The organism is Rhodococcus sp. YH1, from assembly GCF_009939605.1.
Classification (GTDB): domain Bacteria; phylum Actinomycetota; class Actinomycetes; order Mycobacteriales; family Mycobacteriaceae; genus Rhodococcus; species Rhodococcus aetherivorans.
Genome location: NZ_WVTE01000057.1, coordinates 1 through 13,222, shown reverse-complemented (window position 1 = coordinate 13,222; position 13,222 = coordinate 1). Strand labels below are relative to the sequence as shown.

Sequence of the window (13,222 nt, the reverse complement as noted above, 5' to 3'; positions counted from 1 at the left end):
TCCGTGAGGTGGCCGACCACCGCGTCGATTCCCACGGCCCCCGCCAGCGCGGCCGGGTCCACCGGCGGCGGCGCCGGCGGCTCCTCCGAGCATGCCGCCACCAGCAGCACGATCGCCGCGACGGCGCCCCCGGCCCGTACCCGCGCTCCCCGGTTCATCCGCCGAGAATACTCACGCGTCGCGCCGGTTCACCACGACCAGCGCGGCCGCGAACACCACGGCGACGAACACCGCGAAGTACACCAGCGAACCCCACGGCCCCCAGTGGAAGTCGATGCCCTGCTCGCTGCCGAGGAAGTGGTTGGCATTGGCGAACGGCAGGAAGGGCTGCACCTGCCGGCCGAACGAACCGAACAGCGCGAACAGCGACTCGATCAGCAGCGGCCACAGCAGCAGCAGCGCGATGGTGCCGGCGGACTGGCGCAACAGCGCCCCCACCGCGACGGCGAGCACCGCGCACAGCAGCGCGTAGATCGCGACGCCGTAGATCGACCGCCACGCATCGTCGCCCTCGAGCACCAGGTCCCGCCCGGCCTCCGGGCCGGCGAGGGCCTTGGCGAGATAGAACGAGGCGAGGGCCAGCACGCCGGTCAGTACCGCGCCGAACACCCCGATCAGCAGCGCCTTGACGACGAGGACGGCGCTGCGGTTCGGCATGGCCTGGAACGTGGTACGGATGACCCCGAACCGGTACTCGCTGGTCACCGACAGCGCCGCGAGGATCATCAGCACGAGCACGCCGAAGCCGGCGACGCCGCTGACCGCGACGTCGACGGTCGGGTAGAACCGGCCGACCTCCTCGTCGACGGACATGCTCGCCTTGGACGCGGCGCCGAGGATCGCCGCGAGGCCGAGGCCCAGCGCGACGATCACGACGGTGCACCACCACGGCGACTGGGTGGAGGTCAGTTTGATCCGTTCCGCCTTGACGGTGTCCACGACCACGCTCGTCGTGCCGGCGTTGTCCACGGCCACGCTCATCGCAGCTCCCCCTTCATCGGCTGCACAGCCGGGCCCCCGGCCACGGCTCCCTGGTACTGCACGTCGTCTCCGGTCAGTTTCATGAACGCCTCCTCGAGCGACGCGTTCTGGCCCGCCAGTTCGTGCAGCACCACCGAGTGCGCAGCTGCGACCTCACCCACCTGCGCGGTGGTGACGCCGCTGACGATCAGCGCGCCCTCGTCGTCCCGGACGGTGTGGCCCTGCCCGGTCAGTGCCGTCCGCAGCGTGTCGAGCTGTGGGCTGCGCACCCGCACCGTCGCCTCCGACGCCCGCTCGACGAACTCCGCGACGGACGTGTCCGCGATGAGCCGGCCCCGGCCGATCACCAGCAGGTGGTCGGCGGTCTGCGCCATCTCCGACAGCAGGTGGCTCGACACGAGGACGGTGCGGCCCTCCGTTGCGAGGGCCTGCATGAACCGCCGGATCCACACGATGCCCTCGGGGTCGAGGCCGTTGACGGGCTCGTCGAACAGCAGCACCTTCGGGTCGCCGAGCAGGGCACCGGCCAGTCCGAGCCGCTGCGACATGCCGAGCGAGAAACCGCCCGCGCGCTTGTCGGCCACCTCGGTCAGGCCGACGAGCGCGAGCACCTCCTCGACCCGCGAGTTCGGCAGGCCGTTGGACGCGGCGAGCCAGCGCAGGTGTGCCCGCGCCGACCGGTTCGGGTGTACCCAGCGCGCGTCGAGCAGCGCACCGACGGTCCGCAGCGGCCGCTTCAGCTGCCGGTAGGGGACGCCGTCGATCAGCGCGGTCCCGGCGGTGGGCCGGTCGAGGCCGAGGATCATCCGCATCGTCGTGGATTTCCCGGCGCCGTTGGGGCCGAGGAATCCGGTGACGATCCCCGGCCGGACCGTGAACGTCACATCGTCGACGGCGACGGTGGAACCGAAGGTCTTCGTCAGTCCGGTCACTTCGATCATGACCCACAGCCTGCCCGATTCGGGCGGATCGCGCCGCGCGGGGTCGCCCTACGGTCCTGCAGGCGTCTCGATCAGTGGTTGTCGTTGCATGCGACGACGAGGACCTCGGCGTCCACCGGGCCGGTGCTGCGGAGCCGATGATCGAGGGAGGCGTCGAAGTAGGCGCAGTCGCCGGCGTCCAGGGTGACGATCGTCCCCCCGTGGTCGAGTTCGATCGATCCGGAGACGACGAACACGAACTCCTGGCCGCTGTGCTCGGGGTGCGGGTCGTCGGCGAAGTCGCGTCCGGGCCGGACGACGAACGGGGACATCGCTTTCCCCAGCATTCCCGCGGCGACGGGGTGGTAGCGGTCCGCCCCGGCCCGGGCGGGGGCGCGCTCGATCGTCATCCGCGAACGCGACGCGTCGTCCGCGAACAGCTGCCCGACGTCGACGTCGAGGGCGCGGGCGATCCTCATCGCCACCGCGATCGACGGTGTGCTGCGCTCGCGCTCGATCTTGGACAGGTAGCTCTTGGTCAACCCGGTCTGCGCCGCGAGGGCCTCGAGCGTGAGCCCCCGCTCCTTGCGTAACGCTCGCACCAGCGCGGTCACGGCCCCGTCCTTCCGTCGTCACCCCTCACACGGCGAGTCTACAAAGTGTCCTGTCGAGGGCTCTCCCGACGAAAGTAGCTGTACATGACACAAAGTGTCCTATAGTCTCTCTTGTGTCCACCACAGTCGAGATCGAGGAGGCCGATCGATGTCCGGGACGTTCACCGCTACGAAAGCGGAGTTGATGCACCAGGCCCAGGCCCGCATGCGGACCCACCTTGCGGAGTCCGGCTGGACGACGCGCCAGAAGCTCGCCCTGACCTGCCGAATCCTGTTCGACGCCGGGCACGACTCCGGCCTGGCGGGCCAGATCACCGCCCGCGCCGAAGAACCGGGGACCTACTACACCCAGCAGCTGGGCCTCGGGTTCGACGAGATCACCGAGGACAACCTGCTGTTGGTCGACGAGGATCTCCAGGTTCTCGACGGCTCCGGGATGGCCAATCCCGCCAACCGGTTCCACAGCTGGATCTACCGCGCGCGTCCCGACGTGCAGTGCATCGTCCACACCCATCCGTTCCACGTCGCCGCACTGTCCATGCTCGAAGTCCCGCTCGTGGTGTCCCAGATGGACATCGCGCCGCTCTACGACGACTGTGCCTTCCTCCCCGCCTGGCCGGGCGTGCCGGTCGGCAACGAGGAAGGCGAGATCATCACGGCCGCGCTCGGCTCGAAGAAGGCGATCCTCCTGGCCCACCACGGCCACGTCGTCGCCGGGGCCGGCATCGAGGAGGCGTGCTCGCTCGCCGTGCTGATCGAACGCGGCGCCGAGCTGCAACTCGCCGCCATGGCGGCCGGCACGATCGCCGAACTTCCGGACCGGCTCGCGCGGGAGGCGCACGACTGGACCCTCACCCCGAAACGCAGCCAGGCCAACTTCGCCTACTACGCGCGTCGCGCCCTGGCCCGGCACCCGGACGCGATCGCCGGCTGAGCGCCCACCGGCCCCCGGCGAGGTTGCTCGCCCCCGCTTTCACGAGACGAAAAGGATTCTCTGCCTTGACCACACTGGAAGGCATCATCGCCTACCCGATCACCCCGTTCACCTCCGGCGCCGATGCGACGGTCGACACCGGCGCGCTCACCGCGCTCGTCGACCGCCTCGTCGGGGAGGGTGTGCACGCCGTCGCCCCACTCGGCAGTACCGGCGAGAGCGCCTATCTCACCGAGAAGGAGTTCGACACCGTTCTCGACACCACGATCGCCGCCGTCGCCGGCCGCGTCCCCGTCGTCGTCGGAGTGTCCGACCTGACGACGGCGAACACCGTCCGCCGGGCCCGTCGCGCGCAGACGGCGGGCGCCTCGGCCGTCATGGTGCTCCCGGTGTCGTACTGGAAGCTCACCGATCGCGAGATCGCCTGCCACTACGCCGCCGTCGGTGCGGCGATCGACCTTCCCGTCATGGCGTACAACAACCCCGCCACCAGCGGCATCGACATGAGCCCGGAACTGCTGGTGTCGATGTTCGACACCATCGACAACCTCACCATGGTCAAGGAGTCCACCGGCGATCTGTCCCGGATGCAGCGCATCGCCGAGCTCAGCGAGGGCCGCCTGCCGTTCTACAACGGCAGCAACCCGCTCGTGCTCGAGGCGCTGAGGGCCGGGGCGTCCGGCTGGTGCACCGCCGCGCCGTGCCTGCGGCCCGAGCCGTGTCTCGCGCTGTACACGGCCGTCGAGGACGGCGACCTCGCCCGCGCTCAGGCCCTGTACGCCGAACTGCGGCCCCTGCTCGAGTTCATCGTCGCCGGCGGCCTCCCCACCACGATCAAGGCGGGCCTCGGCATCCTCGGCTCGGACGTCGGGGATCCCCGAGCGCCGCTGCTGCCCCTCGAACCCGAGGGAAGAGCCACCCTCGCACGGCTGCTCTCCGCCGCCTGACGGCGCGTGTGGTGCCGCGGCCCGTGCGGCACCACACGCACGTCGAGCGACCACCCGGTCACCGTTCCCTCGGGTCGCCCTACGGTTCGAGCGGCGAGGAGGCCTGCGCCCAGAACCGCTTCGGGATGCGGCCCGCGTGCCGGGCCCGGAAGCCCGCCTCGACGGCGTGCCGCATCGCCGACGCCATGAGCGCCGGGTCCTTCGCCCGCGTCACCGCGGTCGCCAGCAGCACCGCGTCGCACCCGAGTTCCATCGCGAGCGCGGCGTCCGAGGCGGTGCCGATGCCGGCGTCGAGGATCACCGGCACCCCGGCGGCCTCGACGATCATCTCGATGTGGTGCGGGTTGGCGATGCCCAGTCCGGTCCCGATCGGCGAGCCGAGCGGCATCACGGCGGCGCAGCCGACGTCCTCGAGCCGTCGCGCCAGCACCGGATCGTCCGTGGTGTAGGGCAGCACGACGAACCCGTCGTCGACGAGTTGCTCGGCGGCGGAGACGAGTTCGATCGCGTCGGGCAGCAGGGTGCGTTCGTCGGCGATGACCTCGAGCTTGACCCAGTCCGTCCCGAGGGCCTCGCGCCCGAGTCGGGCGGTGAGCACCGCCTCGGCGGCGCCGCGGCAGCCGGCGGTGTTGGGCAGCGGCGCGATGCCGAGGCGGCGCAGCAGATCGAGCACGCCGGTCCCGGACGCCGCGTCCACGCGGCGCATCGCCACGGTGGTCAGCTCGGTGCCGGAGGCGACGAGCGCCTCCTCGAGCACCGCGAGGTTGGCGGCCCCACCGGTGCCGGTGATGAGCCGCGACGAGAAGGTCCGCCCGGCGATCGTCAGCGGCGGCAGGTCGTGGCCGGGGTCGCGGCCGGTGTTGTGCTCAGCCACCCTGCACCGCCGTGAGAACCTCGATCTGCCAGCCCTTTTCGACGCGTTCGGACCAGCGCCCCCGCGGGAACACGGCACCGTCCACGGCGACGGCGACGCCCTTGTCGGGCAGACCGAGTTCGCTGAGCAGTTCGGCCATCGTCGGCGCCTGCGCGAACCAGCGCTCCTCCCCGTTGACCGTGACACCCACCGTCGGCGCACCGTTCATGACCTTTTCCCCTTCGAGAATCGTTGTGGATCAGCATGTTTCGAGACAGCGAGGGGTTCGTCCGCGAGCTCCGCGACCACCGCGTCCGCGGTGACCGGGGTCAGCAGCACCCCGTTGCGGCCGTGCCCGGTCGCGGCGATCACCCGTTCGGACAGCCGGCCGATGAGCGGCAGATTGTCCGGGCTCATGGGCCGCAGCCCGGCGCTCGCCTCGTGCAGCTCGTATTCGCCGATCGCCGGGAACAGCGCCTCGGCGTCGGCGATCAGGTCCCGCACCCCCGCGACGGTGACCTGCGTGTCGTCGGCCTCGTACTGGGTCGCGCCCACGACGAGGCCGTCCGCGCGCGGCACCAGGTATGCCGGCCGGCCGTGCACACTGCCGCGGACCGTCCGGTGCGGGGCGGGCGCCGCACCCGGGCGAGTCCGCAACCGCAGGATCTCCCCCTTGACCGGCCGCACCGGCAAGCCCGGCCACAGGCGGGCCGACGCCGCGCCCGCCGCGAGCACCACCCGGTCGGCGTCCAGGTCCGCGACGTCGCGCACCGGCACATCGACGAAGGCCACACCGGCCTCGGCGACGGCCCGCCGCAGCGCATCGACGAGGATCCGGTTGTCCACGGCCAGCTCGTCCGGGGCCAGCAGGCCCAGGCGGATGCGCGGCCCCAGCGACGGCTCGAGCTCGCGCACCTCGGCGCGACCGAGCACGCGCATCTCGTGCCCCTGAGCCGAGACCCACTCGGCGATCGTGCGCAGATCGGCCGCGTCGGCCGCGTCCAGCGCGACGGTCAGCGACGCGTCGGCGGTGAACAGGTCCAGTCCGGTCTCCCGCAACAGCTCGGCGCCGAACTCCGGCCAGCGGGCCAGCGACGCCGCGCCCAGTTCGAGGACGTGTTCCTCCCCCGGCCAGCCCTCCGACAACGGTGCCAGCATCCCGCCGGCCACCCACGACGCCCCCGCCCCCGGGGACGGGTCGTGCACGGTCACGGTCCAGCCGGCACGGGCCGCGCGCCACGCGATCGACAGCCCGATCACGCCTCCGCCGACGACGGATACGGTTCCCACAGTTCGTCCACCTCACTCCCTGCGCCGGCATGATCCGGTTCAGGTGCTGACGGTCGGGGCCGGCAGGCCCCCTCTCAGCCCCGCGATCCCCGGGACTCCCGTGTCGATTCGTTCAGTGCAGAGACTACCGTCTTCGCCGTGACTACCTACCGCGGCAACCATCCCGCCCCCCGGGAACGCCTCGCGCAGGCCCGGCTCTACCTGTGCACCGACGCCCGTCGCGACACCGGAGACCTGGCCCGATTCGCGGAGGAGGCCCTCGCGGGCGGAGTCGACATCGTCCAGCTCCGCGACAAGGGTTCGGCGGGCGAGAAGAAGTTCGGCCCGCTCGAGGCCCGCGAGGAACTCGCGGCACTCGAGGTGCTGGCGGCGGCGTGCCGCCGGCACGGTGCGCTGCTGGCCGTCAACGACCGTGCCGACATCGCGCTCGCCGCGGGCGCCGACATCCTGCACCTGGGTCAGGGCGACCTGCCGGTGCGGTACGCCCGGCAGATCCTCGGCGAGGAGATCGTGATCGGCCGGTCCACCGGCAGCCGCGCGCAGGCGAGCCTGTCCGACATCGAGGAGGGCGTCGACTACTTCGCCCACGGGCCGGTGTGGTCCACCCCCACCAAGCCGGGGCGCACCCCGGCGGGACTCGAGGTACTGCGGGAGGTGGCCCGGTCGCAGCCGCAGCGGCCGTGGTTCGCGATCGGCGGCATCGACGCCGAGCGGCTGCCCGAGGTGCTCGCCGCCGGCGCCACCCGCATCGCGGTGGTCCGGGCCATCACCGCGGCACCGAATCCGCGGGCCGCGGCGGCGGCGCTGAAAGCCGCGCTGCCCGGCTGACCGTCCGCTGGAGCCGGCCCGCGGCCGGCAGTCCGCTAGAGCCAGCCCAGGACCGTTGACGGCGACAGGGTCGGCACGTCCCCGGGCAGCCGGGCGCGCAGTCCCCGGTCGGCCGTCACCACCACGGTGAGCACCTGGTCCAGCACGGCCGACGTGCCCGTCGCCAGGGAGGCCAGCTCGTCGTCCCCGCTGCCGACGGCGGTGTGCACCGGGGTCCGGTCGTCGTGGATCACCGCCGCGCGGGCCTGCCCCTCGAGGACCGCCTCGATGCGGCTCACCCAGCCGAAACACCCGTCGGGCAGCTCGACGGTGCGGGGCAACGCCTCCGCCAGCTCCGCGAGCAGTCGTGCGGTGGCGCCCGGGCGGTCACGCCACCAGCCCGTCGGCCGCGACCCGAGGACGTTGGCGGTGTCGAGCAGCATCCGCACCGCACGGGTCCGCAGGTCCGGCCAGGCCGCCGCGAACCCGGTGTGCAGCGGCATGGTCTCGACGTCGGCCTCCGGCACCCAGCGCAGTTCGGTGCTCTCCCCGTTGAGGGTCGTCTCCATCGGGCTCGGGGTGTCCGCGACGACCGTCGTGTACGTCCACCCCCCGGCCACCCCGGAGGTGACCCGCTCGGTGCGCACGCTCAGCGCCGCCGGGTCGATCCCGGTCTCCTCGTTCGCTTCCCGCACGGCCGCGGCGACGGGACTCTCGTCGCTGTCGCGGGCGCCGCCGGGCAGCGCCCACGTGCCGCCCTGATGGCTCCACGCCGCGCGGTGCTGCAGCAACACGGCCGGCGTGCCGTCGGGCAGCGGCGCGCGCAGCAGCAGTCCGGCCGCGCCGAATCTGCCCCACCGGCGATCACCGTCGGGTCCCACGGCCCAGCCGTCCCCGTCACCTCGCATCGCGTCCGCCTCCCTGCCGCCCGGCCGCCGACCGCGAGCCGGGCGTCCACCGTCCTCGGACGGCAACAACATCCCGTTACTGCTTATATGCTCGCCACACACAGTGCCACATCGGAAGGGGTGCTCTCGTGGACGTGCGCGTGACCCCCACGCTCGGTGCGGTGGGGAGTCGCCTCCAGCGTAACGACGTGCCGGCCGCCACGACCGCCCACGCCGGACCCTCCGACGAGGTGCGCGACCTGCTGCGCTCCACACCCGCCAAGCTCGTCACCCTCGGTGTGCTGCTCGCCGTGCTCCTCCTCGTCTCCGGGGTCGCGGCGGGCCAGACCGTCACCGGCCGCAAGGCCACCCACGATCGGTTGCTCGCCACCACCGAACCGCTCGCCGATGCCGCACAGAACCTCTACAGCGCACTGTCGGTCGCGGACGCGGCGGCCGCCACCGGCTTCATCTCCGGCGGCATCGAGCCGAAGGAGGTCCGCGACCGCTACGCCCAGGCCGTCGGCGAGGCGTCCGCCCAGCTCGTCGCCGCCGCCGGCGGGATTCCCACCGGCGACCGTGCGGGCACCCGGCTGCTGTCCGGCATCGCCGAACGCCTCACCGTGTACACGGGCCTGGTCGAGACGGCGCGGGCGAACAACCGCGTCGGCAACCCGGTGGGTGCCGCCTATCTCGGCGAGGCGTCGAACCTGATGCAGTCGGCGCTGCTGCCGATGGCGCAGGAGCTGTACACGCAGAGCGTCTCGGCGGTCTCGTCGACGCAGCGCGCGTCGGTGCAGCCACCGTGGACGTCGATCGGTCTGCTGCTGGTGACGGTCGTCGCGCTCACCGCGGTGCACGTCATCATCTCCCGGATCAGCCGTCGCACCCTCAATCCCGGTCTGCTGCTGTCGATCGCGGCGACGGGAATCCTGCTGTGCTGGCTGCTCGTGGCCGGACTGATCTCGTCGAGCGCGACCGAGCGGGCGATCGTGCACGGGGCCGAGCCGCTCGGGGTGTTCACCGACAGCCGCATCCTCGCGCAGCAGGCACGCACCGCGGAGACCCTGCAGCTCGTGCGCCGCGACGCCACCGGCGAGTACGACGCGACGTTCGACCAGAGCATGTCCCGGCTCGGCGAGCTGCTCGCCGGGTATGCGTCCGGCGAGGAGGTGGAGATCGTCACCGATCCCGCCGTGCGTGCCGCCGAGGCACGCACCGCATGGCTGGCGTCGCACAATCGCATGCAGGCCGCGCTCGACCGCGGGGACTTCCCGGCCGCCGCGATCCTCGCGACCGGTCCCGGTCCCGACGAGGCCGTCGCCCAGTTCGCCACCCTCGACCGCGCCCTCGAACGCGGCATCGACCTCGCCCGCGCCGAACTGCGCGGCAACGAGGACCGCGCCGCGCAGACCCTGTCCGCGCTCGCCCCCGCCACGACGGCGTTGACGGGGCTGGCGCTGCTCGGCATCGTCGTCGGGCTGTGGCCGCGCCTGCGGGAGTACCGGTGAACGTGCGTCGTCTCGTCGCCGCGACGGTCGTCGCCGTCGCCGCATTCACGGGCGGCTGCGCGACCTCACCGCCGGAGATCCTCGCCGACCCGGACCCGTCCTACACCGAGCCGCCCCTGCCGGAACGCGCCACCGTCGCGCCCAGTGCGGCGCCCGTCCTCCCGGAACCGGACTGCGGCGACCCCACCGCCGGCCTGCGTCCCGACGGCGCGACGACCGGACCGACCCTCGACGCGATCCGGGCGCGCGGCCGGCTCGTCGTCGGGCTCGACACCGGCAGCAACCTGATGAGCTTCCGAGATCCGGCGACCGGGCGGATCACCGGATTCGACGTGGACGTCGCGCGGGAGATCGCGCGGGACCTGCTCGGCAGCCCGGACCTGCTCGACTTCCGGATCCTCAGTTCCGCGGACCGCGAGCAGGCCCTGCAGGACTCCACCGTCGACATCGTCGCCAAGACGATGACGATCACGTGTGCCCGCCGCGAACGGGTCGACTTCTCCACCGTCTACTTCCGGGCCCAGCAGCGCGTCCTGGTGGTCAAGGGGTCCGACGTCCGCGACGTCGCCGACCTGGCGGGCCGGCGGGTGTGTGTCGTGCAGGGAACCACGTCGCTCGACCGCCTCCGGCGGCTGCAGCCGTCCGCGGCGATCCTTACCGTCCCGACGTGGGCGGACTGCCTCGTGGTGCTGCAGCAGCGTCAGGTGGACGCGGTGAGCACCGACGACACGATCCTCGCCGGCCTCGCCTCGCAGGATCCGTACCTCGAGCTGGTCGGGACGTCGATCGGCAGCGAGCCGTACGGCATCGGCATCGCCAAGGGCCGCGAGGACCTGGTGCGGTTCGTCAACGGCACCCTCGAGCGGATCCGTCGCGACGGGACGTGGACGCAGCTCTACAACCGCTGGCTCCTCGTCCTCGGACCCGCCCCGGCGCCGCCGACCCCGACGTACGTGGACTGAGAGGCCGCATGTCCGACACCGAACACGACCCGGGCGCGGCGACGCAGCGCAGTGCCCCGCCGGACGGCGGGCCCGCCACCGAGCGCAGCGCCGCGCCGGAGACGGGACCCGCGACGCAGCGCAGCGCCCCGCCGGAAACCGCACCCGCCGCCCAGCGCAGCGCCCGCTCCCGGGGCAGCGTCCCGTCGCAGCGGTCGTCGCGGCGGTCCCGGCCGCGCGTGCCCTCGCGGCGGCGCCTCGCCGGGCTCGTGGACATCCCGGTCCCCGCACCCGTCGACCCGGCCTCCGTGGTGCTCCCGGATCCGCACGTGGCCGAGGGCAAGCGGTTCTGCTGGAAGTGCGGCAAGCCGGTCGGCCGCAGCACGCCGAACGGACCGGGCCCCACCTCCGGGCGCTGCCCCTCGTGCGGCACCCCGTTCGAGTTCGTCCCGATGCTGCCGCCCGGCGCCATCGTCGGCGGGCAGTACGAGGTGCAGGGCTGCCTCGCGCACGGCGGGCTGGGCTGGATCTACCTCGCCGTCGACCGGAACGTCAGCGACCGGTGGGTCGTGCTCAAGGGCCTGCTGCACTCGGGCGACGCCGAGGCGCAGGCCGTCGCCGTCGCCGAGAAGCAGTTCCTCGCCGAGGTGACGCACCCGAGCATCGTGAAGATCTTCAACTTCATCGAGCACCCGCGCCCGGACGGCACCCCGATGGGCTACATCGTCATGGAATACGTGGGCGGGCATTCGCTGCGCGAGGTGCTCGACAGCTGTCCCGAGCCGGCCCGGATGCCCGTCGAACAGGCCATCGCGTACGTCCTCGAGATCATGCCGGCGCTGAGCTACCTGCACTCGATCGGACTCGTCTACAACGACCTCAAGCCCGAGAACATCATGGTCACCGAGGAGCAGCTCAAGCTCATCGACCTCGGGGCCGTCACCGGCGTCGAGGACTACGGCTACCTGTACGGCACGCCCGGCTACCAGGCGCCGGAGATCGTGCGCACGGGCCCGACCGTCGCCACCGACATCTACACCGTCGGCCGGACCCTGGCCGTGCTCACCCTCGACATGCCGTGGCAGCAGGGCCGCCTGGCCGACGGCCTGCCCACCCCCGAGAAGGCACCGCTGCTGGCGGAGTACGAGTCGTACCACCGGCTGCTGCTGCGGGCGACCGACGCCGATCCGCAGCAGCGGTTCCGGTCGGCCGACGAGATGGCGAGCCAGCTGACGGGGGTCCTGCGGGAGATCCTGTCGCAGCAGACCGGCGAGGAGCATCCCGGCCTGTCGTCGGTCTTCAGCCGCCAGCGGACGACGTTCGGGACGGACGAGGCCGTCGGACGCACGGATTCGATCGTCGACGGCGTCGCGCGGGACGAGAACCTCTCGGCCCGCGACGTGGCGGCGGCGCTACCGGTGCCGCTGCTCGACCCCAACGATCCGAGCGCCGCGCTGCTCGCCGCCGCGGTGCACAGCGAGCCCCAGCAGACCCTCGACTCGCTGCGGCACGCGCGCGACAACGGGCTCGAACGCGTCGTCGGCACCGCGGACGTCTCGTTCTCCCGCGAGATCACCCTCGCGGAGGTGCGCGCCCATCTCGACCTGGGCCACGGCACCCGCGCCGCGGAGATCCTGCGCAAGCTCGAACGCGACCTCGGCGCGGACTGGCGCATCGACTGGTACGCCGGGCTGGCCGAACTCGTCAACGGCGAATTCGAGTCCTCCTTCGGCAGATTCGAGAAGGTACTCGCGGCAATGCCCGGCGAGACCGCACCCAAGCTGGCGCTCGCCGCAACCGCGGAACTCATTCTGCAGCACTGGGAGAGCGACGATCCCGAGGCCTGGCGCCGATTCTGCGAGAGCTACTACCGCACCGTGTGGCGCACCGACCACAACGTGGTCAGCGCGGCGTTCGGCCTCGCCCGGCAGCTCACCCGCCGCGGCGACCGGGCCGGTGCGATCGCGGCGCTCGACCAGGTACCCGCGAGTTCCCGGCACCACGCCGTCGCCCGCATGACCACGGTGCTGATCCTGTTGCACGACAGGCCGATCGACGAACTCGAGGAAGCCGACCTGCGCGAGGCCGCGCGCCGGGTGGGGACGTTGTCGCCCGATGAGAGCCGGTTCCTGCAGATGCGCACCCTGGTGCTGTCGACGGCACTCGACTGGGTGCGCGCCGGCCACTCCGCCCGCCGCGAACTCGACCCGATCCTCGACGTCCCCTTCACCGAGAAGGGACTTCGCGCCGGCACCGAGTCCGGCCTGCGCGCCCTCGCCCGCAACGCCCCCGCCCGCACCCACCGCTACACCCTCGTCGACCTGGCCAACGCCATCCGCCCCCGCAGCCTCCTGTAGCCCGTCTCCGCGCCGAACGGGAGCTTGTTGCGACGAACGGGCCGTCGCTGCGGCATCGACCGGGTAACACCGACAACAACCTCCCGCCGGTAACGAAAAGGCCCCGCTCGGTCCGATTGTGGATAACTCGCGACTTCTCCACAACCGCGGCAGCGGGTCTTCCGGGAGTGCGGTTCGTCC

13 protein-coding genes and 1 riboswitch are annotated in these 13,222 nt (G+C 72.3%); of the genes, 6 read left to right on the top strand and 7 right to left on the bottom strand.

Annotated features, from left to right (window positions below; genetic code table 11):
• Positions 1–171: 171 nt before the first annotated feature.
• The 3 genes from AIIKEEIJ_RS06315 to AIIKEEIJ_RS06305 form a co-directional block, all read right to left on the bottom strand.
• Complete coding sequence (locus AIIKEEIJ_RS06315; protein WP_050035671.1) at positions 172–981, bottom strand: ABC transporter permease; 810 nt, start codon at positions 979–981, stop codon at positions 172–174.
• Positions 978–1,922 carry an ABC transporter ATP-binding protein gene (locus AIIKEEIJ_RS06310; protein ID WP_006938220.1) on the bottom strand — a complete coding sequence of 315 codons (945 nt, stop codon included), beginning with the start codon at positions 1,920–1,922 and terminating at the stop codon, positions 978–980. Before AIIKEEIJ_RS06310 ends, AIIKEEIJ_RS06315 begins: the two co-directional genes overlap by 4 nt.
• 71 nt (positions 1,923–1,993) lie before the next feature.
• Positions 1,994–2,515 carry a helix-turn-helix domain-containing protein gene (locus AIIKEEIJ_RS06305; RefSeq protein WP_006938219.1) on the bottom strand — a complete coding sequence of 174 codons (522 nt, stop codon included), beginning with the start codon at positions 2,513–2,515 and terminating at the stop codon, positions 1,994–1,996.
• Positions 2,516–2,663: 148 nt separating this feature from the next.
• Between AIIKEEIJ_RS06305 and AIIKEEIJ_RS06300 the strand changes: the two genes are divergently transcribed.
• Together AIIKEEIJ_RS06300 and AIIKEEIJ_RS06295 are read left to right on the top strand one after the other, a co-directional pair.
• Complete coding sequence (locus AIIKEEIJ_RS06300) at positions 2,664–3,449, top strand: aldolase (protein WP_006938218.1); 786 nt, start codon at positions 2,664–2,666, stop codon at positions 3,447–3,449.
• Positions 3,450–3,514: 65 nt separating this feature from the next.
• Positions 3,515–4,396, top strand: coding sequence for a dihydrodipicolinate synthase family protein (locus tag AIIKEEIJ_RS06295; RefSeq protein ID WP_029545343.1), 882 nt, complete (start codon positions 3,515–3,517; stop codon positions 4,394–4,396).
• 79 nt (positions 4,397–4,475) lie between these two features.
• Here AIIKEEIJ_RS06295 and AIIKEEIJ_RS06290 read toward each other — a convergent pair whose 3' ends face one another.
• The 3 genes from AIIKEEIJ_RS06290 to thiO form a co-directional block, all read right to left on the bottom strand.
• A complete protein-coding gene (locus AIIKEEIJ_RS06290) occupies positions 4,476–5,270 on the bottom strand; it encodes a thiazole synthase (protein ID WP_006938216.1) in 795 nt (264 codons plus the stop codon).
• Positions 5,263–5,478: a sulfur carrier protein ThiS gene (thiS, locus tag AIIKEEIJ_RS06285; RefSeq protein WP_029545344.1), complete on the bottom strand. Its 216-nt coding sequence runs from the start codon at positions 5,476–5,478 to the stop codon at positions 5,263–5,265. The genes AIIKEEIJ_RS06290 and thiS overlap by 8 nt, the downstream gene beginning before the upstream one ends.
• Positions 5,475–6,539, bottom strand: coding sequence for a glycine oxidase ThiO (thiO, locus tag AIIKEEIJ_RS06280; RefSeq protein WP_006938214.1), 1,065 nt, complete (start codon positions 6,537–6,539; stop codon positions 5,475–5,477). Before thiO ends, thiS begins: the two co-directional genes overlap by 4 nt.
• Positions 6,539–6,651, bottom strand: a riboswitch (TPP riboswitch). (Overlaps the previous gene by 1 nt.)
• A gap of 26 nt (positions 6,652–6,677) precedes the next feature.
• Here thiO and thiE point away from each other — a divergent pair.
• Positions 6,678–7,367, top strand: a complete 690-nt coding sequence (gene thiE / locus AIIKEEIJ_RS06275) for a thiamine phosphate synthase (protein ID WP_006938213.1) — start codon at positions 6,678–6,680, stop codon at positions 7,365–7,367.
• A gap of 35 nt (positions 7,368–7,402) precedes the next feature.
• On the opposite strand, the gene AIIKEEIJ_RS06270 is transcribed toward thiE, so the two are convergent.
• Complete coding sequence (locus AIIKEEIJ_RS06270; RefSeq protein ID WP_006938212.1) at positions 7,403–8,254, bottom strand: NUDIX hydrolase; 852 nt, start codon at positions 8,252–8,254, stop codon at positions 7,403–7,405.
• A 128-nt stretch (positions 8,255–8,382) separates the two neighbouring features.
• Between AIIKEEIJ_RS06270 and AIIKEEIJ_RS06265 the strand changes: the two genes are divergently transcribed.
• The 3 genes from AIIKEEIJ_RS06265 to AIIKEEIJ_RS06255 are packed head-to-tail and all read left to right on the top strand — an operon-like array spanning position 8,383 to position 13,042.
• Positions 8,383–9,744, top strand: a complete 1,362-nt coding sequence (locus AIIKEEIJ_RS06265; RefSeq protein ID WP_161995225.1) for a hypothetical protein — start codon at positions 8,383–8,385, stop codon at positions 9,742–9,744.
• On the top strand, positions 9,741–10,706 hold the full coding sequence (locus AIIKEEIJ_RS06260; protein WP_161995224.1) for a glutamate ABC transporter substrate-binding protein: 966 nt from the start codon (positions 9,741–9,743) through the stop codon (positions 10,704–10,706). The genes AIIKEEIJ_RS06265 and AIIKEEIJ_RS06260 overlap by 4 nt, the downstream gene beginning before the upstream one ends.
• 8 nt (positions 10,707–10,714) lie before the next feature.
• Complete coding sequence (locus AIIKEEIJ_RS06255; protein WP_161995223.1) at positions 10,715–13,042, top strand: tetratricopeptide repeat protein; 2,328 nt, start codon at positions 10,715–10,717, stop codon at positions 13,040–13,042.
• Positions 13,043–13,222 lie beyond the last annotated feature (180 nt).

Bases quoted from the DNA above. Each gene is read 5' to 3' on its own strand.
- AIIKEEIJ_RS06315 (WP_050035671.1), bottom strand. From the start codon at position 981: ATGAGCGTGGCCGTGGACAACGCCGGCACGACGAGCGTGGTCGTGGAC.
- AIIKEEIJ_RS06300 (WP_006938218.1), top strand. From the start codon at position 2,664: ATGTCCGGGACGTTCACCGCTACGAAAGCGGAGTTGATGCACCAGGCC.
- AIIKEEIJ_RS06310 (WP_006938220.1), bottom strand. From the start codon at position 1,922: ATGATCGAAGTGACCGGACTGACGAAGACCTTCGGTTCCACCGTCGCC.
- AIIKEEIJ_RS06270 (WP_006938212.1), bottom strand. From the start codon at position 8,254: ATGCGAGGTGACGGGGACGGCTGGGCCGTGGGACCCGACGGTGATCGC.
- thiS (WP_029545344.1), bottom strand. From the start codon at position 5,478: ATGAACGGTGCGCCGACGGTGGGTGTCACGGTCAACGGGGAGGAGCGC.
- AIIKEEIJ_RS06255 (WP_161995223.1), top strand. From the start codon at position 10,715: ATGTCCGACACCGAACACGACCCGGGCGCGGCGACGCAGCGCAGTGCC.